This window comes from Nocardioides silvaticus (genome assembly GCF_003160695.1).
Classification (GTDB): domain Bacteria; phylum Actinomycetota; class Actinomycetes; order Propionibacteriales; family Nocardioidaceae; genus Nocardioides; species Nocardioides silvaticus.
Window position 1 is genome coordinate 849,907 of record NZ_QGDD01000001.1, and the last position, 23,547, is coordinate 873,453.

The window sequence follows — 23,547 nt, forward strand, 5'->3', positions numbered from 1 at the left end:
CGTAGGCTGCCGGACATGACCGCTCCGACAGTTCGCCAGCTCCGCCTCGTCGTCCACGCCACCGACTACGAACAGGCGCTCGCCTTCTTCCGTGACGCGCTCGGCATGCCGACCGCCGAGGCGTACTCGGGACCCGGTGGCGCCGAGGTGACCATCCTCGATGCCGGCCGCGCGACGCTCGAGCTCTGCAACGACGCCCAGATCGACTTCATCGACGAGGTCGAGGTGGGCCAACGGGTCGCACCGCACTTCCGGGTCGCGCTCGAGGTCGACGACTGCGAGGCCGCGACGGTCGCGGCGGAGGAGGGCGGAGCGATCCGCGTCGCGCCGCCGACCCGGACGCCCTGGGAGTCGATCAACGCCCGCTTCGACGCTCCGGCCGACGTGCACCTCACCCTGTTCGAGGAGCCGTCCGCCTGAGGTCCATCCCGACCTCGAGGGTCATGCCGAGCTCGATGCCCTCGGCCCGTCGTACGGCGTCCTTGAGCGGGAGCAGGTAACGCCCGTCCTTGGGGAACAGTGCGGTCGTGAAGTCGGTGTGCCCGACGCGGGCCGCGACCGGCACCTGGCCCCAGTACTCCAGGCCCTTGGCCGACTCCTTGACGTCCTGGCTCTCCTCGACCGGGATGACCGCGTAGTAGTACGGCGCCGGCCCGCGCCACTCGATCACGGTCGCCGAGAACTCGAACTCCACGAAGGTGAGCGTAGAGCCGGCCGGCGACACCGACCGGCTCGACCGGAGATGAATGCGCAACCATCGGTTGCGTAATCGGTCTCGATGTTCTACCTTTATGCAACCAAAGGTTGCACGAGAGGAACGAGGACATGATCGACATCTGGCACCGGGTCGGCGCGGTCGCGCCGATCGACGAGGTCTACCGGGCGATCGCGACGCCGGAGGGCGTCGCGGCGTGGTGGACCGAGGAGACCAGCGGCCCGGACACCGTCGGCAGCGAGGTCGAGGTGACCTTCCGCCGGGACTCCGGCGAGCTCGTCGGCTCGATCCGGTTCGAGGTCGAGGAGCTCGAGCCGGGCAAGCGGGTGGTGTGGCGGTTCACCGGTGAGGAGCCGGCGGAGTGGCGCGGCACCCGGGCGCAGTTCGAGCTGACCGAGGCCGACGGCGGCTACACCATCGTCAACTTCGGGCACGTCGGCTGGACCGAGGAGGTGGAGTTCCTCCACCACTGCAGCACCAAGTGGGCCAGCTACCTGCTGAGCCTCAAGCAGCTGGTCGAGACCGGCACCGGCGCGCCCTCGCCGCGCGATGTGACGATCAGCGACTGGCACTGACCGATGTGCGCACCGGATGGGAGACTGACCGCCATGGCCGCCAGCAGAGCCGGGGATGCCGAGGATGTCGGGGAGCATGCCACCATCGAGCGGTCGCTCCACATCGAAGCCTCGCCCGACGTGGTGTTCGCCGTGATCAGCGACCCGGCGCACGTGCGGGAGTGGTGGGCCGACGACGCGGAGTTCGCGGCCGGCGAGCCCGGCTGGCTCGGCTTCGGCGACCTGGAGACCGGCGGCAAACGGGTCCGCTTCCAGGTGGCGGACGCCGTGCCGTCGCGGTTGTTCTCCTTCTGGTGGACCCACGAGGAGGGGGTCGAGCCCGGGCCGACGACGGCCAACCTGGTGGTGTTCGAGCTGGAGCCGTCCGGCACCGGCACCCTGCTCTCGTTCCGGGAGTCCGGTTTCCGCGAGCGCGGCTGGACCGAGGCGAAGGCCCGCGAGGTGCACGCCGACCACAGCAACGGCTGGGACCACTTCCTGGGCGTGCTCACGACGTACGCCGTCGGGGTGGCCCGGTGACCACGGCGGTCGCCGACGAGCTGTGGTCGGCCATCGGCGACCCGACCCGTCGCCGGATGCTCGACCTGCTGCTCGCCGAGGGCGGCGGCACGGCGACCAGCCTCGGGGCGCAGCTGCCGGTGACCCGGCAGGCCGTCGCCAAGCACCTCGGCGTGCTCGACCGCGCCGGCCTGGTCCACGGCGACCAGGTCGGCCGGGAGCGCCGCTACCGGGTCGACGAGGTCCAGCTCGCCCGCGCCGCGGCCGAGCTGGCCGAGGTCGGGGCGGCCTGGGATGACCGCCTGCGGAGGATCAAGAGGATCGCCGAGCGCATCCAGCGGGCGGCCGAGGAGCAATGAGCCGCTCCCGGCGTCAAGCCAGGGCGCGGGCGTCCTCGCTCAGGAAGCTGCGCACGGCGGTCGCGGCGGCCCGGCCTGCCCGGTTGCCACCGATGGTGCTCGCCGAGGGCCCGTAGCCGACCAGCTGCACCCGCGGGTCGACCGCCGAGGTCACTGCGGTCTGCACGTCCTTGCCGAGGGTGAGCAGCGCGATGCCGCCGCGCGGGCTGCGCAGGTGCAGCGGCGCGAGGTGGGCGACGGCGGGGCGGAAGCCGGTTGCCCAGAGGATGACGTCGACCGGCTCGAACGCGCCGTCGGACCAGCGCACCCCGTGGGGCTCGATCCGCTCGAACATGGGCCGGCGCGCGTCGTACGCCCCGAGCCGGGCGGCCTCCTGCTCCTGCGGGCGGAGGCCGAGGCCGGTGACGCTGACGACGCTGGCGGGCGGCAGGCCCTGGGCGACGCGCTGCTGGACGAGCGTGATCGCCTCCCGTCCGACCGACTCGTCCCAGTCGTCGCGCCAGACCGGCTCGCGGCGGGTCACCCACAGCACGTCGGTGCGGGGCGCCAGCTCGCCGATGAACTGGACGGCCGAGGCGCCGCCGCCGACGACCAGCACCCGCTTGCCGTCGAAGTGCGCGGCGCCCGGATAGTCGGCCGTGTGCAGCTGCTCGCCGCGGAAGGTCTCGATGCCGGGGTAGTGCGGCACGAACGGCTGGCTCCAGGTGCCGGTCGCGTTGACGAGGGTGCGGGTCGTCCAGGAGCGGTCGCCTGCGCGGACCACCAACAGCTCGCCGTCCCTCTCGACGCGGTCGACGCGCACCGGGCGAACGACCGGCAGGTCGTGGGTCCGCTCGTAGTCGCCGAACCAGCCCGGGATCACGTTGTTGGCGCGGTCCTCGCCACGGCTCGGCGCGGGCGAGTCGGGCAGGTCCGCGACGCCGTGGACGTCGTCCATCGAGAGGGAGTCCCAGCGGTGCTGCCACGCTCCCCCGGCGCGCTCGTTGGCGTCGAGGACGACGTGGTCGACGCCCAGCCGCTTGAGGTGGTACGACGCGGAGAGGCCGGCCTGGCCCGCTCCGATCACCACGGCGTCGTACACCTGCATGATGGGTCAACCAACCGGGCCGACCGGTTATGCCGCGCCTCCGCTGCGGTCAGTCCACCCGCTCGAAGTCGCCGGTGCGGGAGATGCGGACGATCAGCCCGACGGCGGCCAGCAGGTGCAGCCCGCCCGCGAACAGGTAGGTGCGGACCAGGGCCTCGTCGTGGACGTAGCGGCGGGCGACGACGGCCAGCACCAGCGCGGCGGCGCCGATCACCAGCATCAGGGTGGCGCGACGCTGTCCCCTCGCCAGCTCCTCGGGAGTGGCGTAGGGACCGAGGGGATCGGGCTTACGGCTCATCAGAGGAGGGACGCTACGCTGCTTCGTCGTGGCTGACGCAGAATTCCGGTATTCCGACCTCCTCCCGACCGGCAAGGACGACACCCCCTACCGGTTGGTCACGACCGAGGGGGTCTCGACGTTCGAGGCCGACGGCCAGACGTTCCTGCGGGTGGACCCGGCCGCGATCCAGCGGCTGACGGCCGAGGCGATGCATGACATCAGCCACTACCTGCGCCCGGCCCACCTCGCCCAGCTGCGCAAGATCATCGACGACCCCGAGGCGTCGGGGAACGATCGCTTCGTCGCGCTCGACCTGCTGAAGAACGTCAACATCTCCGCCGGCGGCGTGCTGCCGATGTGTCAGGACACCGGCACCGCGATCGTGATGGGCAAGAAGTCCGAGGGCGTGCTCACCGGGTCCGACGACGCGGAGGCGATCAGCCGGGGCGTGTTCGACGCCTACACGAAGCTGAACCTGCGCTACAGCCAGCTGGCCCCGCTGACGACGTACGAGGAGAAGAACACCGGCACCAACCTGCCCGCGCAGATCGAGCTCTACTCGACGCCGGCGAAGGACGGGACGCCGGAGTACAAGTTCCTGTTCATGGCCAAGGGCGGCGGCTCGGCCAACAAGTCGTTCCTGTTCCAGGAGACGAAGGCGATCCTCAACCCGAAGCGGATGTTGAGCTTCCTGGACGAGAAGATCCGCTCGCTCGGCACCGCCGCCTGCCCGCCGTACCACCTCGCCGTGGTGATCGGCGGCACCAGCGCGGAGTTCGCGCTGAAGACGGCGAAGTACGCCTCCGCGCACTACCTCGACAACCTGCCGACCGAGGGCTCGATGAGCGCCCACGGTTTCAGAGATCTCGACCTCGAGCGACAGGTGTTCGAGCTGACGCAGTCGTTCGGGATCGGCGCGCAGTTCGGCGGCAAGTACTTCTGCCACGACGTCCGCGTCGTCCGCCTGCCCCGCCACGGGGCGTCCTGCCCGGTCGCGATCGCGGTGTCGTGCTCCGCGGACCGGCAGGCCCTCGGCAAGATCACCGCCGAGGGCGTCTTCCTCGAGCAGCTCGAGACCGACCCGGCGCAGTACCTCCCCGACACCGAGGAGCAGCACCTGATCCAGGGCGGGGAGGTGGTGAAGATCGACCTCACCCAACCGATGTCCGACATCCTGGCGACCCTGTCGCAGCACCCGGTGAAGACCCGGCTCTCGCTGACCGGCCCGCTCGTCGTCGCCCGCGACATCGCGCACGCGAAGATCCAGGAGCGGCTCGACGCCGGCGAGGAGATGCCGCAGTACCTGAAGGACCACCCCGTCTACTACGCCGGCCCGGCCAAGACCCCCGACGGCTTCGCCTCCGGCTCCTTCGGCCCGACCACCGCCGGCCGGATGGACTCCTACGTGAAGTCGTTCCAGGCCGCCGGCGGCTCGATGGTGATGCTCGCCAAGGGCAATCGGAGCAAGCAGGTCACCGAGGCGTGCAACGAGTACGGCGGGTTCTACCTCGGCTCGATCGGCGGCCCGGCCGCACGTCTCGCGCAGGACTGCATCAAGTCGGTCGAGGTGCTGGAGTATCCCGAGCTCGGCATGGAGGCGGTCTGGAAGATCGAGGTCGAGGACTTCCCCGCCTTCATCGTCGTCGACGACAAGGGCAACGACTTCTTCACCGACCCCTCCGGCGCGGTCACCGTGCCGATCTCCGGGATCCGGGTGCGCTCGGCGGAGTAGGCCGCCTGCCGGGAGTTGAGCCTGGATACTCAGGCGATCCGTGCTGCCTCGGTCGAGGATCGATGCATGACCGATCGTCCTCCCCCGCGCGTCCCCCACGCCCTGTGGCTCCGCCTGCTCGCCCTCGTGGCACTGGTCGCCGGCTTCGCCTTCTTCGTCCGTGCCAACGACGCCGAGGCGACCGCGATCTTCGACGCCGGCGGCGACGCCGGCCTCTGGAGCCTCGGCATCCTCGTCGCCGCGATGGTCCTCTCCCCCGCAGCGATCCTCCTGCTGGCGTCGTTGCCCCTCGTGCTGAAGCCGGCCTGGGGTTCCGGCGTCGGCGCGGTCGCCGGCCTCGCAGTGCTGGCCCCCTCCGTCTGGCTCGTCGCCAACTCCTACCCGCACGACCAGCGCGTCGGTGGGGTCCATCTCGATCCCGGGCAACTGAACCACGTCGCGAACCTCTACCTGGCCGCGTTCATCCTCCTCGGCCTGGCCGCAGCTCTCCTCCTGGTCAGCACCCACCCGGCCCTCACCGACCGTCGTCAGACGGACCGGCAGCTGACACCCGCCTAGTCAGCAGCGGATGCACCTCGCCGCGCGGGCCCAGGTCTCCGAGTGGGCGCAAAGTCGTCCGGATCAACGAACCCGGGCGAGGAGGTAGTAGCAACCGAGGCTGGCCAGGCCCCCGTCTGCGTGGGGGAGATAGGGCGCCGGGCCGCTGACGTCGAGCGCCGTCCACACGTCGTCGGTCGCCAGTCGGTCGACGACCTCCTGGCACCTGCGTGGCTCCCACAGGTCCTCGCGCTGGGTCACGACGATGATGCCGCCAGGCCGGACAACTCTGGCGAACTCCCGCCACACCGCCTCGACGTCGGGCAGGTAGGTCATCACCCCGGCACACACCAGCGCATCCATGCTGTCGTCCTCGACGCCGAGCGGCTGCTGCAGGTCGGCCCGGTCGAGCGCGTCGTAGGCGCCGGTCTGGTGAGCGACGCGCAGGGACGCCTGCGAGATGTCGAGCCCGACGATCCGCGCCGCGCAGCCCCGTGCGCGGAGCGCCTTGCCGACCAGTCCGGTGCCGCAGCCCACGTCGAGCACCGTGCGCGCTTCCGGTTGGTGGGCGATCACGGCCTCTGCGGCAACCCCGGGAGCCTGGTAGGACCAGGAGACGAGGTCGTCGTCGTAGCTCTCGGCCCACGCGTCGTACCGGCCCGCGACCTCGTCCGGATCCGTCGTGCCCTCGAGCAACCAGTCGCTGGTGGTCTCGTCAGCACTCATCGCCCCGGCCCCTTCACGACGACGTACGGCTGCCCTCAGACCCCGATCGAGCGCCACGGCCCCCAGATCGCGAACGTCATGCCCGCGCTGGCCTGGATGTTCACGAACAGCGTGCGGCCGTCCGGGCTGAACGTGGAGCCGGCGAACTCGTCGTTGCTGCGGTCGACGTCGGTGCTGCTGCGCAGCCGGTTGAGCGCGATGTCCCAGATCCGGCCGTTCGGCGAGAGCCCGCGGATGAAGTTGTCGTTGGTGTTGTCCTCGCAGACCACGAGGGTCCCACGCGGCGAGGTGGTGATGTTGTCGGGCAGGTCGAGCTGGAGCGGCCCAGAGGACTGGAACAGGGCGCGCAGCCGCTTCGAGCGGGTGTGGTAGGCCCACACCTGACCGGACCCGTTGCCGAACCCGGCCGGGTCGTGGGACCCATCCTCGGCCAGCCCGCCGCCCTGGGTCGAGGTGAAGTAGACGACACCCCTGTCGTAGACCTGACCCTCCAAGCGGGAGAAGTACGCCGCGCCCTTGGCCCAGCCCTGGCTGCTCACGTGGGTGAGTGCGGTGTCGTTCGGCGTCGGGGCGACCTCGCCGGGCTCGTAGGGGTAGAGGACGTCGGGCTCGTCGATGTCGACCCACTGCACGTCGTACGTCGCGCCCTCGACCTGATGTCCCTCGAGGTGCGCGTTGCGCGTGCCCTTCACCTTGAGCATCTGCAACCTGCCGCCGTCCTTGAGCCGCCCGGCCTTCATCGGGTGGGCCGGCGGCCGGTAGCGGTAGAAGCCCGAGGCGAAGGCGAAGTTGTCCTCGGTGAGGTAGAGGTAGCCGTCCTTCGGGTCGAACGAGACCGCCTCGTGCGCGAACCGGCCGGCGTTGCGGATCGGCTTGCGGGTCGACTGACCGGCGCTCTGCCGGTGCTTCGCCGGCACCTCGAAGACGTAGCCGTGCGGCTTCGTGAGCGGCACGTTGGACGCGCCGGTGAAGTCGGGCCCCACGTCGGGCCCGTTGACCGTCTCCTCGCAGGTCACCCAGGCGCCCCAGGGCATCCGGCCGCCGGAGCAGTTCATCATCGTGCCGTTGAGGCTGGTGAAGCTGCGCAGCACCTCGCCGCGCCTGGTGACCTGGATCGTGGTGGTGCCGCCGCCGGCCATCGGGTCGTAGGGCTTCCCCGGCCCGAACGCGGGCCGCGGGTTGTTGACCTCGTGGTTGCGCACCAGGATGAAGGTGTCGTCCGGTCCCCGGAACGCCCCCATCCCGTCGTGCCGTCCGGGCAGCTCGGTGCCGTCGTGCAGCACCACCGGCGCCTCGGTGTCGTGGAACGAGCGGTACTTGAACCCCGGTGGCAGGTGCAGCCGCACCTTCCCGTCGCGCTTGTCCTCGACCGGCACCAGGTCCACTGCGCGGGGCGCGACATGAGCCGCCTGCGCGGCCTGCTGCGCCACCAACCCGCCGAAGGGGCCGGCCGCAGAAAGTGCTGCTGCCGACCTGACCAGAGTCCTGCGATCCACTGACATGGCGTGCTCCCGCCTGGAGTCCGGGTGAAGCCCTCAGACTAAGCAGCGCGTGCAGGTGGGGCAATGGTCGACAGCAAGCCGACTGGCGGTGGTGTTCACTCGCCGGACCCGCGCGTCGAGCCGCGGCGGCGGACCTAGGCTCGGACGCATGACGGAGTACCAGGTGACCCGGTGGCGTGAGCTGCCGTCGATGGTCGCAGCCCGGTCGGGTGACGAGACCGTGAAGGCCGAGCTCGCAGCGCGGTTCCAGGAGGCGATCGACGAGGCGGCAATGCGGCTCGGCGACACCGGGGCCGACGACTACCTCGCGGGATGGGACCGGTCCCCCTGGACCGAGGCCGACGGCACTCCGGCCGAGGTGCTCGACCGGGTCGCCGCCGAGCTCGACGCGGAGTGGCCGACCGACCGGATCGCCGGCTACCTCGACGGGCTGGGCCGGTGAACCGGCTCGCGGCGCTGCTGGGCGCGGACCGCCCCGTCCTGCTCGACGGCGGCATGGGCACGCTGCTCCAGGACAGCGGCCTCGAGGACGGTGCACCCGGTGAGCTCTGGAACCTCGAGAACCCCGACGCGATCCGCGCGGCACACGCGGCGTACGCCGAAGCGGGAGCGCGGCTGCTGACGACCAACACCTTCGGCGGCACCCGGCCGCGGCTGGACATGCACGGGCTCGGCGACCGCGTGGCCGAGGTGAACCGGACGGCGGCGCAGCTCGCGCGATCGGTGGCCGACGAGCACGGCCTGCTGGTCGCCGGCGACCTCGGCCCGACCGGCGAGCTGCTGGCGCCCTTGGGCACCTTGACCCCCGAGGAGGCGCAGGCGCTGTTCGCCGAGCAGCTCGCTGCGCTGGTCGAGGGTGGGATCGACCTGGTGCTGGTCGAGACGCTGAGCGATCTCGGCGAGGCCGACGCTGCCCTCGCTGCGGCGCGCGAGGTCGCGCCCGACCTTCCGGTCGCGGTGACGATGAGCTTCGACACCAACCTGCGCACCATGATGGGCGTCCGCCCGGGCGACGCAGTGGCCCACCTGGCCGCGGCAGGCGCCGACGCTGCTGGCGCCAACTGCGGCCGCGGTCCCGAGGAGATGGAGGTCATCGCCGCGGAGATGGCGCAGAGCCGCACCGGCGACCTGCTCCTGGTCGCCCAGTCGAATGCCGGCCTCCCGCAGGTGGTGGGCGACCACTTCGAGTACGACGCCACCGCCGACGACCTGGCTGCACACGCCACCCGGCTGGCGGACATCGGCATCGACCTGGTCGGTGGCTGCTGTGGCTCGACGCCGGCGCACATCGCCGCCATGAGCGCCACGCTGATCCCGACCTGAGCGACTGTCCGAGCGGTCACCGACGACCCAGGGCGTGCGCGAGGACGACCCTGCACAATGGCACCTCGCTGCCAGTCGCCATCCGGGTCGGGCACAGGAACGGGGGAACCTCAATGCGGGTCTTCAGCTCGGCGGCGTCCGCCTGCCCGCGGCAGGGACTGACGACGTACGCCGCTCGCGGACGTCGCGCCCTCGCGGTCGCCGCCGCCACCGTGGCGCTGGCCGCCCCCACGGCCCACGCCGACGACGGCATCGATGTCGACTCCACCAGCCGCTACGTCCTCCAGCCCAAGGAGGAGGTCGTCCGGGCCACGATGACGATGACGGTGCGCAACGACCGGCCGAGCTACCGCACCGGCAACTACATCCAGTACTTCTACCTGCCCTTCATCACCATCCCGGTCCCAACGGAGGCGGCCCAGCTGACGGCCGTCTCCGACGGCTCCCCGCTCTCGGTGACCCGGGAGCCCACGAAGGACCCGAGCACGGCGCTCGCGACCATCGACTTCCCCTCCAACCTGCTCTACGGCCAGAGCCGCACCCTCACCGTCTCGTTCGTACTCGACGGCGAGGAGCCACGCTCGAAGAACCAGACGCGGGTCGGGCCGGGCTATGCGACGTTCGCTGTGTACGGACGCGGCGACCCCGGCCAGAACACCGTCCAGGTGGTGCTGCCGGCATCGATGAGCTTCGACGCGACCACCGACGCCTTCGACGACGGCAAGGGCACGGGCGGCGGGACCGTCACCTACACCGCGACGGCCGAGGCCGGGGACGGTTTCTGGGAGGTGGTCTCGGCTCGCGACCTCGACATCGCGCGCACCAGGACGGTGGAACTCGGCGACCAGGACGTCGAGGTTCAGGCCTTCAGCGACGACAAGCGCTGGTTGCGCTTCGTCGCCTCGCGGATGACGTCGGGGGTCCCGGTGCTGGCGGATCTGGTCGGCACCCCGTGGCCGGGCGGGCTCACGACGGTCCGCGAGGACCTGTCCGTCAACGTCCGCGGCTACGACGGCTGGTTCGACAGCTCCGACGGCTCCATCGTGATCGGCGAGAGCCTCGACCAGGAACTGCTCTACCACGAGCTCCTGCACGCCTGGGTCTCGTCGACCTCGTTCGAGGAGCGGTGGCTCTACGAAGGGATCGCCCAGTACCTCGCCGCTCGGGCTGTCGAGATCCAGGGCGATGAGCCGGCCCGGCCGAGGCCGGTCACAGCCACGAGCAAGCAGGCCGTGCCGCTCAACACCTGGGGCGATGCGGGTGGACGCGCGCAGCCGACCGACGGCTACGGCTACCCCGCGTCGTACCGGGCGATGGAGGCGTTGCTCGACGGCCTGGACGACGACACCCGCAGCACGGTGCTCGCCGCGGCCATCGCCGGGCAGAGCGCCTACGCCGTCCCCGGCGAGACTCGTCTCGCTGCCAGCCGCACCGGATGGCAGCGGTTCCTCGACCTGGTGCAGGTGCTGGGCCGCGACGAGGGGGCGCCCCGGGTCTTCAGCACGTGGGCGCTCACTCCAGGGGAACGCAAAGTCCTCCAGAACCGCCGTCGCGCCCTCGCGGACTACCAGGACGTCGACGACGCCGACGGCCCGTGGGCCCCGCCCCTCGGGGTGCGTGCGACGATGACCGACTGGGAGTTCGAGCAGGCCCAGCAGGCCCTCACCCAGGTTGCCGACCTCGGACCGGCCGTCCTCGAGGTCCAGGAGGCTGCCCAGCGCCACGACATGGAGCTTCCGGAGTCGCTGGTTGCGCTCTACCAGGACGCCGGGAGCGCGGCGGCGTACGACGAGCTCTCCAACACCCTGCCGAGGGCGGCTGAGGCGGTCGAGGCCGTAGGGGCAGCCGACGCGGCCGCAGCCGAGTCGCGCAACCCTGTGGCGGCCCTCGGTGCCCTCGTGCTCGATCTCGACGACAAGGCCGCCGCGGCCGACGACCTCTTGGCCGAGGGAGACCTCGACGGCGCCACGACCGCAGCGGGCGAGGCGTCCGACGCCGCGGAGCGGAGCACGTCCGTGGGTGGAGGTCTCCTCGCCGGCGGGCTGGTGCTGCTGGCAGGCGTGGCACTGCTCGGCCGCGCGCTGCTTCGCGGACGCGCCCGCCGGCGACAAGCACGGGGGTAGCTCGACCCTGCTCCCCCGCCTGGGACCTGGGCGGAACCCTCAGCCTCAGCAGCGCCTGCGGGAGGCCCGTACTCCGCACGGAGTACGGCGAAGTGTCTGCCGCGGCCGGACGCCTCAACCCCGCTGGGTTGGAAGCCTGGTCATCATGACGACTGAGCTACGGGTGCCAAGCCCTCCAGGATTCGACACCGGGCCACGAGGATCACGGACCAGGTCCGTGCTGCCGTGGCTCATGCTGGCTGTGTGGATCGGGCTGGTGGTGGGCGGCTTCTCGCTGGCCGGCAAGCTCGACTCGGTGACGCGCGACAACCAGGCCGACTACCTGCCGGTCAGTGCTCAGTCGACCAAGGTGCTCCAAGCCGAAGCCGGCCTGCCCGGTGGTGGGGACGGCCTGCTCGTGGTCGTGTACGAACGAGCCGAGGGCATCGGGCCGGCGGATCGGGAGGCGGCCGCGCGCGGCTACGCCGAGCTGGCGGAGCGTTTCGGCAACGACCCTGCCGTACGTCCGGAGATCGTCGAGTCCTCCCACGGCACGGCGCTGGTCTTCGGGCTACCACTGGACCGCACGTGGGTCACCGACGAGGCCGAGGCCACCTCGGTGGCCGATGCCCGTGAGCTTCTCTCCGACCGGCCGGACGGTCTGAACGTCTACGTGACCGGTCCGTCTGCGATCGGCGCCGACATGGACGAGGTGTTCGACACCGTCGACGCGAAGCTGATGCTGGCGACCACCCTCGTGGTGGCGCTCCTGCTGATCCTGACCTACCGCAGTCCGTTGCTATGGCTGGTCCCGCTCGTCTCGGTCGGGGTCGCGGCGGTCATGTCGATGGGTGCGGTGTATGCACTCACCCAGGTCTTCGACTTCACGATCACGAGCATGAGCTCGGCGCTGCTTGTCGTGCTGGTCTTCGGCGCCGGGACCGACTACGCCTTGCTGCTGGTGTCGCGCTACCGCGAGGAGCTGCACCACCACGAGCGGCCGGTCGACGCGATGCAGGCGGCGCTGCGGGCGGCCGCCCCGGCCATCGCCGCTTCCGCGGGGACCGTCGCAGCCGGCCTGCTGTGCCTGCTGGTGGCAGACCTCAACAGCACCAGCGGTCTCGGCCCCGTGGGTGCGGCGGGAATCGCGGTCTCGCTGCTGGTCATGCTCACCTTCTTCCCGGCCCTGCTGGTGGTGCTCGGGCGCAGGGTCTTCTGGCCGTTCGTGCCGCGACTCGGTGCTGAGCCGCAGGCAGCGGGCTCTCGATGGGCGCGGCTGGGCGAGCTGGTCGATCGTCGTCGGGTCGTCAGCTGGGCCGTGCCGCTGGTGGTCCTCGGCGCCCTCTCGCTGGGCCTGATAGGTGCGAGCGGCTCCCTGCCGCAGCTGGATCAGTTCGCCCGGTCCTCACCGGACTCCGTGACCGGTGCGAAGCTGATCGACGATCACTTCCCCGGTCAGGGCGGCCAGCCGGTCACGGTGATGAGCCGACCGGACACGAGCGATGAAGTCCTCGCCGCCGTCCGGAACACGTCCGGGGTTGTCAGCGCCGAGATCGATCGGGCCGGCGAGGACTGGGTGGAGATCTCGGCGATCCCGGTCGACTCGCCGGAGAGCGCGGGCGAGACGGCCACGATCAAGCGGCTGCGAGGCAACCTCGAGGAGGTGGCCGGTGACGCTGCGCTGGTCGGCGGACCGAGTGCCGAGCTGCTGGACACGGACGAGACGAACACCAGTGACCGCAACCGGGTGATGCCGCTGATCCTGCTGGTCGTGCTCGTGATCCTGGGGCTGCTGCTGCGCGCGGTCGTGGCGCCGCTGGTGCTGGTGGCCACCGTCGTGGTGTCGTTCTTCGGAGCCCTGGGACTGTGCAACCTGTTGTTCGACCGGGTGCTCGGGTTCGGCGGCTGGGAGTCGTCGGTGCCCCTGATCGGGTTCCTCTTCCTGGTCGCGCTCGGCGTCGACTACAACATCTTCTTGATGAGCCGGGTCCGTGAGGAAGTGGTGGGGCACGGGACCGTGGAGGGCACCAAGCGCGGCCTCGCGGTGACCGGTGGGGTGATCACGTCGGCCGGCGTCGTACTGGCAGCGACGTTCGCGGTGCTTGCCTCGTTGCCGCTCGTCATGCTCATCGAGATTGGGATACTGGTCGCCGTCGGTGTCCTCATCGACACGTTGCTGGTGCGTTCCATCGTGGTTCCCGCACTGACGATGTCGCTGGGTCCGCGGATCTGGTGGCCCAGCAGCCTTTGGCGCACGCGGGAGGACCGGGAGGACCGGGTCGATGAACCCGTGTGAACGATGACGACGCTCCGCCCGCCAGTGGCCGACCGGCTGCTGGCGGCGGCGGCGTTCGTGCTCGGCGTGGTCGCGGCCATCGTGCTCCAGGCGGTCGACTTCGACGGCGAGCGCAGGGTGGACGCGGGGGCGGTCGTGCTGCTGGGCGCGATGTCGGTGCCGTTGCTGGCTCGTCGGCAGCGGCCGATCCTCGTCGTCCTCGTCGTGCTCGCCGTGTCGACGCCGTACCACCTCCTCGACTATCCGCACGAGGCCACGATGCCGGCCTCACTCGTCGCGGCGTTCGCGGCGGCACGCTACAGCGAGCCGCAGCGGCGGCCCGTCGCCGCCCTGGTGGCGGTGGCCGCGGTGACCGTGCCGGTCCTTGCCGACGAGACGTCGGGGGCCCTGAGCGATGCCCTCCTCGGCGTCGGCTGGCTCTTCATGGCCTTTTTCGCCGGGCTGGCGGTCCGCTTCCGTGAGAGCTGGAAGGCCGCCGTCGCCGCACGGCTGGAGCAGGAGCGTGCCGACGAGATCGAGCGACGGGTCGCCGACGAGCGGGTCCTCATCGCTGCCGAGCTGCACGATGTCCTGGCCCACGGCCTCGCCGTCGCCAACGTCCAGGCGTCCGTCGCTGCCCACCTGATCGACCAGCTGCCGAAGAAGGACGCGTCGCTGCAAGAGCTGTCCAGCACGCTGCACGACCTGTCCGACACGAGCCGCGCCACCCTCCACGAGCTGCGCGCCGTGCTGGACGTCCTGCACGGCGGGGAGGGCGAGCCGACCGAGCCGGCGCCGCACCTCGGCGAGCTGCACCGCCTGGTGGAGATGGCCGAGGCGGCCGGTGTCCGCGTCGACGTCGAGGCCACCCGGCTCCCGGAGGACCTGCCGTCGACGGTGTCGGTCGTGGCCTACCGCATCATCCAGGAGTCGCTCACCAACGTCATCCGGCACACGACGGCCGGGCGCGCGACCGTCCGGCTCGACCAGGACGACCACCGGCTGCGGATCGCCGTCCTCGACCAAGGACCCGCGCGACCTGAGTCGACGGCGACGCAGGGAGGCTTCGGGATCGCCGGGATGACAGGACGAGCCCAGGCGGTCGGCGGCGAGCTGTCCGCCGGACCCGGCAGGTCCGGAGGGTTCGAGGTGTCGGCCAGCCTGCCGCTGCCCGACAGCTGGCGGGTGCCCTCGTGATCCGGGTCCTGCTCGCCGATGACCAGGTCCTGGTGCGCAGCGCGTTCGCGCTGCTGGTCGGCTCCGCGGACGACATGGAGGTGGTCGGCGAGGCCGGAACCGGCGAGGAGGCGGTGACGCTGGCCCGGGCGCTGCGCCCCGACGTCGTGCTGATGGACATCAGGATGCCGGGCACCGACGGCATCGACGCGACCGCGCAGATCGTTGCTGACGATGCAGCGAGCGGCAGCAAGGTGCTGATCCTGACCACCTTCGAGACCGACGCCAACGTCCTGCGCGGCCTTCGCGCCGGCGCGTGCGGATTCCTGCCCAAGGACACCCGCCCGGACACGCTGCTGGACGCCATCCGCATCGTGGCGGCCGGCGAGACGCTGCTGTCGCCCGGGGCGACCAGGGCGGTCGTCGCCCGGGCGCTGAGCCGCCCGGAGGCCCCGGCGCCCGAGCGGCTGGCGAGACTGACGGCACGCGAGCGCGAGGTGCTGCGGCTGGTCGCCGTCGGCCGGAGCAACCAGGAGATCGCGGACGAGCTCGTCGTCAGCCCGCTGACCGCCAAGACGCACGTGGCCCGCATCCTGGCGAAGGTGGGCGCTCGCGACCGCGTCCATCTCGTGATCGCCGCCTACGAAGCCGGGCTCCTCTAACGGGCGCTCCGTACTCCGCGCGGAGTACGGACAGGTGTCTGCCGTAGGCGGACGACCCGGGCGGGCGGACCCAGAAGAGTGATCTGCATGGAGAAGATCAGAGAAGACTCGGGCCGCCGGTTGCTCGGGCGCCGCGGTTTCGTCGCCGGCGCCGCTGCCTTCGGCGCCGGCGCAGGACTGACCGCGACGGCCCTCGCGGCACGCGACGACAGCCGAGAGCACTCGGAGGTCTCGCTCACCGAGAAGGACCTCACGCTGCGCGACCAAGACCTGAAGTTCATCGGCACCGAGGAGACCTTCACAACCTCCGAGCTGCTGGAGTTGAACTCCATCAACCAGGATCACATCACGTTCCTCACGGAGATCGGTCTTGCCGACCTGGGCGAACGCCGCATCCGCGACATGGACGCAGGGGGGCTCGACGTCCAGATCCTCTCTGCACACACGCCGTCGGTGCAGAACGTCGCCGGGCAGGAGGGGATCGACATGGCCCATGCCCTCAACCGGCTGCTCGTGGAGGGGCCGATGGCCCAGTACCCGGGCCGCTTCCAGGCCTTCGCCACCCTGCCCCTGCAGGGTCCGGAGGCCGCGGCGGACGAGCTGGAACGATCGGTCCGCGAGGACGGCTTCCTGGGTGCACTGACGAACGGACACATCACGGGGAAGTACCTCGATCATCCCGAGCTCGAGCCCGTGCTGGCGCGTGCTGAGGCTCTCGACGTGCCGATCTACCTGCATCCCGGGTATCCGGCCGACGATGTCTACGACGTGTACTTCAGGACGACACGGTCGCAGTACACGAAGGAGTACCAGGACTACATCTTCAGCGGGTCTGGGCTCGGCTGGCACCAAGAGGTGCTGATCCAGTGCGTCCGGATGATCGCCTACGGGGTCTTCGACAGGTTCCCCCGGCTGAAGATCATCGTCGGCCACATGGGCGAAGGCCTCCCGTTCTACTACGAGCGGATCGCCAACGACATGGGCGAGCCGACCGAGAAGTCCCTCGAGAAGCCCTTCGAGCAGTACTTCCAGGACAATTTCTGGTTCACCACCAGCGCGTTCTTCCAGGACGACCTGCTCCACCTCCTGCTGAAGTACATCAGCGTGGACCGGGTGATGTTCGCCACCGACTACCCCTTCATCGAGAGCATCAAGGAAGGCACCGACTGGTTCCGGGCTGTCGACCTCCCCCGTGAGGACAAGGAGAAGATCGCGTTCCGCAATGCCGAGAGCTTGTTCGGCATCACAGTGTGAGGCGACGGGAACCACCCCGGCAGTGGCTACGTTGGACACGGAGAAGCACCCGACGCGAGGAGACCCGATGCGCTGCCCCAACGACGAAGCCACGCTCGTGATGAGCGAGCGGAGCGGGATCGAGATCGACTACTGCCCGGAGTGCCGGGGGGTGTGGCTCGACCGCGGCGAGCTCGACAAGATCATCGAGCGGTCGGTCTCGATGGAGCAGTCGGCCGCGCCGGCACCGCAGGCGCCTCCGGTGCAGCAGCCGCGGTACGACCAGTACGACGACCGCCGCGAGCAGCACCGCTACCCGCCCCAGCAGGGCTATTACAAGAAGCGCAAGAAGGAGAGCTGGCTCAGCGAACTGTTCGATTGACGGACTGACCGGACGGGTTCCGCGCGAGTAGCATCGCGAGCGTGCCGCTCCAGGACGAGCTTCGCGAGCTCTGCACGCAGGTTGGTCCGCACGTCTTCGATGATGCGGACACGTTCCGTGGCGCGTTCGACGACTTCGTTCCCGAGGGTGCGGCGACCCCCGGCGACCTGAGGCTGCTGGTCGACGCGATCGCGACCGGCGCCTTCCAGCGGCTGGTCGGCCAGCTCGAGCTGAATGCCGACCCCCCGACCGCGATCGCGGCCGAGTCCGAGCGGCTCGCCCGCGACCGGGGCACGGTGGAGACCGAGGGTGCCCGTTGGGCGCTGTCGGTGCTCGCGTACGCCCGCGGTCTCACCGACCGCGGCGTGGCCACGCGGCCGACCGCCCTGGGCCGCCCCGCCCAGCCGGACGCGGCGCGCGAGCCGTCCCGGCCGACGCCGGCCTCGGCTCCGGTGGCGCCGGCGGACCTGCCGCCGACGTACGTGCCGCCGCACGCCGCGACCACCGCGACAGCGGGTACGACGCCGCCGCCCGCGCCGCCGGGAGCGCCGGCCCCGCCCTCGACCGCCCTCGCGCCGAGCCCGGCGCCGGCTCCGCCCTCGGGCGGGAGCGGGTCCCAGCCCGGGAGGAAGCGGGGTCTGGTCCCGATCGTCCTCGCGGTCGCCGTCGTCATCGCGATCGCCGTCGTCGCCGGCTTCGTGCTGCTCGGCGGCGACGACGAGAAGAGCGGGGGCGAGAGCACCGACGCTCAGGACAGCGCAGCGGCCGGCGACTCTCCCGGCGGAGAGGATGCCGGCAGCGGTGGCGCGCAGCTCCCGCCGGCGCCTGCCGAGCTGCCCGCGCTCCCAGCGGGCTCCCCGAGCACGTTCCAGTTCATCGTGCGGATGCCGACGACGCTCCACACCACCGTGCCCACCGCGTTCGGCGAGGGCACGGGGACGGAGATCTTCGGGGGCGGCGACCCGACCGATCCCGACATCCAGCGGGCCACCGGCCCCGAACGCACCGCCCAGCGGGTGAAGGCGCTCACCGACCAGGGCATCCCGGTGCGGGTGAAGTACTACACCCTCCGCCAGGTCGGCGGTGGTGAGGCGAGCGAGCAGGAGCTGCTCGACCTGATCGACGACGTCGACCTGATGGCGGCGTACTGGACCAACGTCCGCGACCTCCTCACCGGGCTCGGCAGCGCCGGCGGACCGATCGAGCTCGTCGTCGAGCCCGACGCTCCCGGCGAGATCCTGTCCCAGGGGACCGCCGACGCCTCGGAGATCCCGGCATCCGTGGCCTCGTCCGGTGTCGAAGGTCTCGACGGCCTGCCCGACACGTTCGCCGGCTGGGCGCAGGGCTGGCTGGCGTTGCGCGACGAGCTGGCGCCCGACGTACGCATTGGCATGACCGTCTCGCCCTGGCAGGTCGGTCACGACCTGCTGCCGGAGCCACCGGCCGCCGAGGACGTCGCCGCCTGGGCGATGAGCTTCGGCGACTCCTATGCCACGTTCGGGGCGCGGTTCGACTTCCTCGACACGATCCTGACGTACGCCGAGGGCGGGTCGCAGGGCCCGGACTACCAGCCCGACGCGACCTTCTTCGACGTCCTGCTGACCTGGGTCGAGGGCATCTCGACCGCGACCGACACCCGGGTGGTGATCGACAACGTGCCGGTCGGCAACACCGTCTACCGGACGCTGGACGACAACAGCTACCACTACCGCGACACCTGGGCGCAGTGGATCCTCGCCGACGACACCTTCGCCAACCTCGTCGCGCTGCGGGACGCGGGCGTGATCGGGATCGTCTTCGGCGTGGACATCGACCCGGCGTCGATGACCTGCCCGTGCGACGCCGCCGAGGACGGCGTGACCAACGGCGGCGACCAGGGCAAGAAGTCCGCGTCGGCCGACGACGACGGCGGGTACCTCGCCGAACGGCTCCGCGCCTACACGTCCACCGGGGGCCTCCCGCTCTGACATGCTGTGCCCTGTGGCGCTGCACGACGAGCTCGTCGAGCTCCGGGCCGAGGTCGGACCACAAGTGTTCGACGACCCGGTCGCGTTCCGCGCCGCCTTCGACGACTTCGTGCCGGAGGGCTCCGCCACCACCGGCGAGGTGAGCCTCCTCGTGGGTGCGATCGCGACGGGCGCCCTGCAGCGGTTGGTCGAGCAGCTCGACCTCGGTGTTGACCCGTCGACCGCGATCGCGATGCAGGGCGACCTGCTGGCGCGCGACCGCGGCACCACCGAGACCAGCGGCGCCCGGTGGGCGCTCTCGGCGCTGGCGCACGCGCTGGGCGTCGTACCGGTCGACCTGGTGCTCACCCGGCCGACGCCCGGCCCGGAGGCGACGCCGACGGCCGGGCGACCGAGCTCCTCCGACGCGCCGGCCGACCCCGGTCCCACCCGGCCCGTTGCGCCGCCGGTCACCGTGCCCGCGCCGCCACCGCCGGTGGCGACCCACGTCATCAGCGAGCCGACGCCGTCGGTCGAGCCGCCGAGCGCGACCGCGCGCCGCCGTGCCAACCCGTTGCTCCTCGCCGTCGCCGCTGCCCTCGCCGTCGTCGCCGTCGTCGCGATCGCGCTGCTGGTCCTGCGCGACGACGACTCCTCCGCAGGCGAGGCCGACGACGACACGGGTACGGCGACCGCCGGCGAGTCCGCGGGCGACGAGGAGATCCTCGCCCAGACCGACCTCGAGACCGACGGGGCGACCTCGCGCCTCCAGCTGGTCCGCAACGGCACCGACGTCGAGGTCGTCCTCCTCGCCGACGAGGGCGGCGACTACGTCGAGGTCGACCGCCAGCCCAGCCCGTGCCCCTACCTCGACGCCTCGTTCGACGCCGGCATCGAGGCCGAGGGAGGCAACGAGTTCTTCTACGGCTGGCAGACCCGCGGCAACGAGGGCTTCGGGGGCTACGGCCAGGTGCAGGCCGGCGACGGCGTGCTCATCGTCTACGAGGTCGACGCGCCCTGCCCGACCGAGCGGTGACCGGTCGGCCGACCCCCGGAGGCTCCGGCCCCGCGTGGGTACTGTCGGTGCCATGAGCGATGACGACTTCCGGGTCGAGCACGACTCGATGGGCGAGGTCCGCGTGCCGGCCTCGGCCAAGTGGAAGGCCCAGACCCAGCGCGCCGTCGAGAACTTCCCGATCAGCGGCACCCCGATCGAGCCCGCACTGGTCCACGCCCTCGGCCAGGTGAAGGCCGCGGCGGCGGCGGCGAACGGTCGGCTCGGCGTGCTGCCGGCCGAGGTCGCCGACGCGATCGTGGCGGCCGCCCGGGAGGTGGCGGCGGGTCGGTACGACGACCAGTTCCCCATCGACGTCTTCCAGACCGGGTCCGGCACCAGCTCCAACATGAACGCCAACGAGGTGATCGCCTCGCTGTGCGGCGAGGCCGGCGTCGAGGCCCACCCCAACGACCATGTCAACGCCAGCCAGTCGAGCAACGACACCTTCCCGACGGCCATCCACGTGGCGGCCGCGACCGCCGTCGTCGAGCAGCTGCAGCCCGCGCTCGTCGTGCTCGCGGAGTCGCTCGAGGCGAAGGCGACGGAGTTCGCCGGCCTGGTGAAGTCGGGCCGGACGCACCTGATGGACGCGACGCCGGTGACGTTGGGGCAGGAGCTCGGTGGCTACGCGGCCACCATCCGTTACGGCATCGAGCGGCTGGACGCCGTACTCCCTCGGGTGCGGGAGCTGCCGCTGGGCGGCACCGCCGTCGGCACCGGCATCAACACCCCCGACGGCTTCCCGGCCGCGGCCATCGAGGCGCTCGCCGAGCAGACCGGCCAGCCGTTCACCGAGGCGCGCAACCACTTCGAGGCGCAGGGCACCCGCGACTCGCTGGTGGAGCTGAGCGGCGTGCTGCGCACGATCGCCGTCGGCCTCACCAAGATCTGCAACGACCTGCGCTGGATGGGCTCCGGACCGACCACGGGGCTCGCCGAGATCCACCTTCCCGACCTCCAGCCCGGGTCGTCGATCATGCCCGGCAAGGTCAACCCGGTCCTCCCCGAGGCCACGCTGATGGTCTGCATGCAGGTGATCGGCAACGACGCCACCGTGACCGCCGCCGGTGCGAGCGGCAGCTTCGAGCTCAACGTGGCGATGCCGGTCCTCGCGCGCAACGTCCTGGAGTCGGTCCGGCTGTTGTCGACCTCGACCCGCACCCTCGCCGCCCGCTGCATCGACGGCATCACCGCCGACGCCGACCGGATGCGCCGGTACGCCGAGTCCTCTCCCTCGGTGGTCACTCCGCTCAACCGATACATCGGCTACGAGGCCGCCGCCAAGATCGCCAAGCAGGCCCTCGCCGACGGCGCCACGATCCGGGAGACGGTGCTCGCGATGGGGTACGTCGACCGCGGCGAGCTCACGATGGAGCAGCTCGACGCTGCGCTCGACGTGGAGAGCATGACCCACCCCTGAGGCGTCCGGCTCAGCCGGCACCCTCCGAGGAGCCGGCTGTCGCCGACACCTCGCCGGTGAGCCCGTCGACCAGCTGCGTGCCGGGGACTGCCGAGGCCAGGGCGCGCACGGCGATGGCGCGCCGGTCGAAGGACTGGGCCTCCGTGGTCGCGTCGGGCTCGAGGAGGAGCCACCGACGCGGCGGGCGAGCGCCGCGAGGCGGGCGGCCGGGCTCCGGCTCCCGGTCGTGCGGCAGGACGTACGAGCCGTGCAACGCTTCGGCCAGCCGGGCAGCGCGTACAGGGCCGATGCCGGGATGCGCGAGCAGTCCCTCCGGTGCCGCGGCGGCCACGGCGGCGATGCTGCCGTGGGCGACGAGCAGGCTGCGTGCCATGGTCGTGCTGATGCCGGGGACGACCGAGAGCATCGCCTCGGCCTGCGCGGACGGGTGGCGTGGTGAACGGCGCGGGCCGTCCGTGGGGGCGGTGGGTCCGGGGCGACGGGCTCGCTTGGCGAGCCGGATGATCCACGCCGCGCTGTCCTCGGCGTCGAGGCTGTGCAGGACCGTGAAACCGTCCTCGATGAGCCGGCACACGGCACCGCGCCAGGAGTCGCCGGCGATCCCCCGGGGCTCGCCCTCCAGCACCAGCACGGCCTGGGCGAAGGCGGACTGCAGGCGCACGGCCTGGTCGAAGAGGCGTCCGTCGCGGATCGAGGCGCCCAGGTCGTTCGGGCCCTTGCGCTCCACCGCCAGGCCCGGTCCGAGGACGTAGTCGCCCACCGGCAGGTCGGTCGACCGCACCTCGAGGCCGGCGGCCCGCAGCGCCTCCGGGATCACGCTGCCGCGCTCACGGTGGTCGACCAGGACCGGAGCCACGTCGGTCACAGCAGCGTGGTGAAGCAGCGGCTAGGCAGGTGCGGTGGGCTCCGCCTCGCGGCGCTCGTCCATCCACTGCGCGAAGGTCATCAGCTGGTCCAGGTCGACCTTGGGGAACTGCTGGGAGTAGGCCGTGACGGCGTTCTCCATCTCGCTGTTGGGTCGGCCGTCGATCACGTGCTGGTAGCGCACGAACTGCTGACGGCTGTACTTCGTCGGTGCCTCGTTCACCGGCCGTCGCTACCCACTGTCGCGATCCGCATACCTGCTGCTCACGAGACGGCTGCGAGCTGCCGGTCGATCTCCTCCCCGAGCTCGCGGCGGAGGTCGTCGTGGTCGGGCCCGAGCAGCGGCGGCTCGCCCCCGGTCATCAGGCCGGTCCAGTGATGGAGCGCGGCGGGCCAACCCACGATCTCCGGCGGCTCCCAGCTGTAGCGCGGAGTGACGTGGGCGTGGAGGAAGGCGTCGGTGTTGCCCTGGATCTCGAGGTTGATGCGGCGGAACTCCGGGTCGCGCCGGGCGCAGACCGTCGCCACGGCCCGACCCAGGACCGCCATGTCCTCGAGGAAGTGCAGCTGCCGCTCCGGCGGCAGGTCGGTGAGCTGGTCCGCGCCGGGGGTGTCGGTGATGAGGACGCAGTAGCCCGGCAGGTGCTGCACGTCGCCGATCACGGCGAAGCCGGCACGCAGCCGCCGGAGCACCGTGGGATTGGTGCCCGCGAGCGCCGTACCGACGCGGTCGGAGCGGAAGTCGGTGCCGCCCGAGGTCACCTGCTGCGGCCCGTGGCGACCGCGGCGACCATCACCGTCACCGCTGCGGCGGCGACCTGCCACAGGTGGCGGAGCCAGTCGATGCCGTTGGTGGCGTTGGTCGGCGTGGCCTCGTGGCCGTCGAACGAGCCGTTGTTGTGGCCGAAGAGCCACCAGTAGAGGTAGCTGCCGACGAGCATGCCCACGATGCCGCAGACCACGGTCAACCAGAACGGGATCTTGTCGCGGTCGCCGGGCGCGACCATCTTGCCGAGCGTTCCGATGATCGCACCGCCGATGACGGTGACGATGATCAGCCAGAGGACGTCCATCAAGGTTCTCCTTCACCGGGACG

General features: G+C 71.3%; 26 protein-coding genes. 17 read left to right on the plus strand and 9 right to left on the minus strand.

Going from position 1 to position 23,547, the window contains the following annotated elements; all coding sequences use genetic code 11:
• Positions 1–15: 15 nt before the first annotated feature.
• Positions 16–420: a VOC family protein gene (locus tag DJ010_RS03875; protein WP_109692267.1), complete on the plus strand. Its 405-nt coding sequence runs from the start codon at positions 16–18 to the stop codon at positions 418–420.
• Here DJ010_RS03875 and DJ010_RS03880 read toward each other — a convergent pair.
• The gene (locus DJ010_RS03880) at positions 392–694 is read right to left on the minus strand and encodes a DUF1905 domain-containing protein (protein ID WP_109692515.1); all 303 of its coding nucleotides are present in this window, start codon (positions 692–694) and stop codon (positions 392–394) included. The genes DJ010_RS03875 and DJ010_RS03880 overlap by 29 nt on opposite strands.
• A gap of 131 nt (positions 695–825) precedes the next feature.
• Between DJ010_RS03880 and DJ010_RS03885 the strand changes: the two genes are divergently transcribed.
• The 3 genes from DJ010_RS03885 to DJ010_RS03895 are packed head-to-tail and all read left to right on the plus strand — an operon-like array spanning position 826 to position 2,147.
• Positions 826–1,290 (plus strand): SRPBCC family protein, encoded by a 465-nt coding sequence (locus tag DJ010_RS03885; RefSeq protein WP_109692268.1) that lies wholly within the window; start codon positions 826–828, stop codon positions 1,288–1,290.
• Between the two features lie 33 nt (positions 1,291–1,323).
• Positions 1,324–1,809, plus strand: a complete 486-nt coding sequence (locus DJ010_RS03890; RefSeq protein ID WP_109692269.1) for an SRPBCC domain-containing protein — start codon at positions 1,324–1,326, stop codon at positions 1,807–1,809.
• Positions 1,806–2,147 carry an ArsR/SmtB family transcription factor gene (locus tag DJ010_RS03895; RefSeq protein WP_109692270.1) on the plus strand — a complete coding sequence of 114 codons (342 nt, stop codon included), beginning with the start codon at positions 1,806–1,808 and terminating at the stop codon, positions 2,145–2,147. The genes DJ010_RS03890 and DJ010_RS03895 overlap by 4 nt, the downstream gene beginning before the upstream one ends.
• Positions 2,148–2,160: 13 nt before the next feature.
• Here DJ010_RS03895 and DJ010_RS03900 read toward each other — a convergent pair whose 3' ends face one another.
• Together DJ010_RS03900 and DJ010_RS21745 are read right to left on the minus strand one after the other, a co-directional pair.
• Positions 2,161–3,234, minus strand: a complete 1,074-nt coding sequence (locus DJ010_RS03900; protein ID WP_109692271.1) for an NAD(P)-binding domain-containing protein — start codon at positions 3,232–3,234, stop codon at positions 2,161–2,163.
• Positions 3,235–3,283: 49 nt separating this feature from the next.
• Positions 3,284–3,532: a hypothetical protein gene (locus tag DJ010_RS21745; RefSeq protein WP_146207252.1), complete on the minus strand. Its 249-nt coding sequence runs from the start codon at positions 3,530–3,532 to the stop codon at positions 3,284–3,286.
• Between the two features lie 28 nt (positions 3,533–3,560).
• Between DJ010_RS21745 and DJ010_RS03905 the strand changes: the two genes are divergently transcribed.
• A complete protein-coding gene (locus tag DJ010_RS03905) occupies positions 3,561–5,246 on the plus strand; it encodes a fumarate hydratase (protein ID WP_109692272.1) in 1,686 nt (561 codons plus the stop codon).
• A 66-nt stretch (positions 5,247–5,312) separates the two neighbouring features.
• On the plus strand, positions 5,313–5,804 hold the full coding sequence (locus DJ010_RS03910) for a hypothetical protein (protein WP_109692273.1): 492 nt from the start codon (positions 5,313–5,315) through the stop codon (positions 5,802–5,804).
• Positions 5,805–5,867: 63 nt separating this feature from the next.
• On the opposite strand, the gene DJ010_RS03915 is transcribed toward DJ010_RS03910, so the two are convergent.
• Together DJ010_RS03915 and DJ010_RS03920 are read right to left on the minus strand one after the other, a co-directional pair.
• Entirely contained in the window at positions 5,868–6,509 is a 642-nt protein-coding gene (locus tag DJ010_RS03915) for a class I SAM-dependent DNA methyltransferase (RefSeq protein ID WP_109692274.1), read from the minus strand.
• Between the two features lie 35 nt (positions 6,510–6,544).
• Positions 6,545–7,939, minus strand: a complete 1,395-nt coding sequence (locus DJ010_RS03920; protein ID WP_245927167.1) for an alkaline phosphatase PhoX — start codon at positions 7,937–7,939, stop codon at positions 6,545–6,547.
• 220 nt (positions 7,940–8,159) lie between these two features.
• Here DJ010_RS03920 and DJ010_RS03925 point away from each other — a divergent pair, with 220 nt between their 5' ends.
• The 11 genes from DJ010_RS03925 to DJ010_RS03975 all read left to right on the plus strand — a co-directional run bounded on the left by DJ010_RS03925 (position 8,160) and on the right by DJ010_RS03975 (position 21,587).
• Complete coding sequence (locus DJ010_RS03925) at positions 8,160–8,453, plus strand: virulence factor (RefSeq protein ID WP_109692276.1); 294 nt, start codon at positions 8,160–8,162, stop codon at positions 8,451–8,453.
• Positions 8,450–9,334, plus strand: a complete 885-nt coding sequence (locus DJ010_RS03930; protein WP_211318641.1) for a homocysteine S-methyltransferase family protein — start codon at positions 8,450–8,452, stop codon at positions 9,332–9,334. Before DJ010_RS03925 ends, DJ010_RS03930 begins: the two co-directional genes overlap by 4 nt.
• Positions 9,335–9,447: 113 nt before the next feature.
• The gene (locus DJ010_RS03935) at positions 9,448–11,457 is read left to right on the plus strand and encodes a hypothetical protein (protein WP_109692277.1); all 2,010 of its coding nucleotides are present in this window, start codon (positions 9,448–9,450) and stop codon (positions 11,455–11,457) included.
• Between the two features lie 217 nt (positions 11,458–11,674).
• Positions 11,675–13,732 carry an MMPL family transporter gene (locus DJ010_RS03940; RefSeq protein WP_245927168.1) on the plus strand — a complete coding sequence of 686 codons (2,058 nt, stop codon included), beginning with the start codon at positions 11,675–11,677 and terminating at the stop codon, positions 13,730–13,732.
• Positions 13,733–13,735: 3 nt separating this feature from the next.
• The gene (locus tag DJ010_RS03945; RefSeq protein WP_109692279.1) at positions 13,736–14,908 is read left to right on the plus strand and encodes a sensor histidine kinase; all 1,173 of its coding nucleotides are present in this window, start codon (positions 13,736–13,738) and stop codon (positions 14,906–14,908) included.
• Positions 14,905–15,549, plus strand: a complete 645-nt coding sequence (locus tag DJ010_RS03950; protein ID WP_109692280.1) for a response regulator — start codon at positions 14,905–14,907, stop codon at positions 15,547–15,549. Before DJ010_RS03945 ends, DJ010_RS03950 begins: the two co-directional genes overlap by 4 nt.
• Before the next feature lie 87 nt (positions 15,550–15,636).
• Entirely contained in the window at positions 15,637–16,803 is a 1,167-nt protein-coding gene (locus DJ010_RS03955) for an amidohydrolase family protein (RefSeq protein ID WP_109692281.1), read from the plus strand.
• A 67-nt stretch (positions 16,804–16,870) separates the two neighbouring features.
• On the plus strand, positions 16,871–17,164 hold the full coding sequence (locus DJ010_RS03960) for a TFIIB-type zinc ribbon-containing protein (protein ID WP_109692282.1): 294 nt from the start codon (positions 16,871–16,873) through the stop codon (positions 17,162–17,164).
• Between the two features lie 41 nt (positions 17,165–17,205).
• A complete protein-coding gene (locus DJ010_RS03965; protein WP_109692283.1) occupies positions 17,206–19,131 on the plus strand; it encodes a hypothetical protein in 1,926 nt (641 codons plus the stop codon).
• A gap of 13 nt (positions 19,132–19,144) precedes the next feature.
• Positions 19,145–20,146: a hypothetical protein gene (locus DJ010_RS03970; RefSeq protein ID WP_146207253.1), complete on the plus strand. Its 1,002-nt coding sequence runs from the start codon at positions 19,145–19,147 to the stop codon at positions 20,144–20,146.
• 52 nt (positions 20,147–20,198) lie between these two features.
• Positions 20,199–21,587, plus strand: coding sequence for a class II fumarate hydratase (locus DJ010_RS03975; RefSeq protein WP_109692285.1), 1,389 nt, complete (start codon positions 20,199–20,201; stop codon positions 21,585–21,587).
• Between the two features lie 10 nt (positions 21,588–21,597).
• Here the strand turns inward: DJ010_RS03975 and DJ010_RS03980 are convergent, their stop codons facing one another.
• Genes DJ010_RS03980 through DJ010_RS03995 form a run of 4 tightly spaced genes read right to left on the minus strand, consistent with a single transcriptional unit; the run spans position 21,598 to position 23,524 of the window.
• Complete coding sequence (locus DJ010_RS03980; protein ID WP_146207254.1) at positions 21,598–22,443, minus strand: ERCC4 domain-containing protein; 846 nt, start codon at positions 22,441–22,443, stop codon at positions 21,598–21,600.
• Positions 22,444–22,473: 30 nt separating this feature from the next.
• Positions 22,474–22,674: a hypothetical protein gene (locus tag DJ010_RS03985; RefSeq protein ID WP_109692287.1), complete on the minus strand. Its 201-nt coding sequence runs from the start codon at positions 22,672–22,674 to the stop codon at positions 22,474–22,476.
• Between the two features lie 41 nt (positions 22,675–22,715).
• A complete protein-coding gene (locus DJ010_RS03990) occupies positions 22,716–23,213 on the minus strand; it encodes an HIT family protein (protein WP_109692288.1) in 498 nt (165 codons plus the stop codon).
• Entirely contained in the window at positions 23,210–23,524 is a 315-nt protein-coding gene (locus DJ010_RS03995) for a GlsB/YeaQ/YmgE family stress response membrane protein (RefSeq protein ID WP_109692289.1), read from the minus strand. The genes DJ010_RS03990 and DJ010_RS03995 overlap by 4 nt, the downstream gene beginning before the upstream one ends.
• Positions 23,525–23,547: the final 23 nt, after the last annotated feature.

Excerpts from the sequence above, each read along its gene's own strand:
- DJ010_RS03875 (WP_109692267.1), top strand. The coding sequence starts at position 16 with ATGACCGCTCCGACAGTTCGCCAGCTCCGCCTCGTCGTCCACGCCACC.
- DJ010_RS03885 (WP_109692268.1), top strand. The coding sequence starts at position 826 with ATGATCGACATCTGGCACCGGGTCGGCGCGGTCGCGCCGATCGACGAG.
- DJ010_RS03890 (WP_109692269.1), top strand. The coding sequence starts at position 1,324 with ATGGCCGCCAGCAGAGCCGGGGATGCCGAGGATGTCGGGGAGCATGCC.
- DJ010_RS03900 (WP_109692271.1), bottom strand. The coding sequence starts at position 3,234 with ATGCAGGTGTACGACGCCGTGGTGATCGGAGCGGGCCAGGCCGGCCTC.
- DJ010_RS21745 (WP_146207252.1), bottom strand. The coding sequence starts at position 3,532 with ATGAGCCGTAAGCCCGATCCCCTCGGTCCCTACGCCACTCCCGAGGAG.
- DJ010_RS03910 (WP_109692273.1), top strand. The coding sequence starts at position 5,313 with ATGACCGATCGTCCTCCCCCGCGCGTCCCCCACGCCCTGTGGCTCCGC.
- DJ010_RS03915 (WP_109692274.1), bottom strand. The coding sequence starts at position 6,509 with ATGAGTGCTGACGAGACCACCAGCGACTGGTTGCTCGAGGGCACGACG.
- DJ010_RS03925 (WP_109692276.1), top strand. The coding sequence starts at position 8,160 with ATGACGGAGTACCAGGTGACCCGGTGGCGTGAGCTGCCGTCGATGGTC.
- DJ010_RS03935 (WP_109692277.1), top strand. The coding sequence starts at position 9,448 with ATGCGGGTCTTCAGCTCGGCGGCGTCCGCCTGCCCGCGGCAGGGACTG.
- DJ010_RS03945 (WP_109692279.1), top strand. The coding sequence starts at position 13,736 with ATGACGACGCTCCGCCCGCCAGTGGCCGACCGGCTGCTGGCGGCGGCG.
- DJ010_RS03955 (WP_109692281.1), top strand. The coding sequence starts at position 15,637 with ATGGAGAAGATCAGAGAAGACTCGGGCCGCCGGTTGCTCGGGCGCCGC.
- DJ010_RS03960 (WP_109692282.1), top strand. The coding sequence starts at position 16,871 with ATGCGCTGCCCCAACGACGAAGCCACGCTCGTGATGAGCGAGCGGAGC.
- DJ010_RS03975 (WP_109692285.1), top strand. The coding sequence starts at position 20,199 with ATGAGCGATGACGACTTCCGGGTCGAGCACGACTCGATGGGCGAGGTC.
- DJ010_RS03995 (WP_109692289.1), bottom strand. The coding sequence starts at position 23,524 with ATGGACGTCCTCTGGCTGATCATCGTCACCGTCATCGGCGGTGCGATC.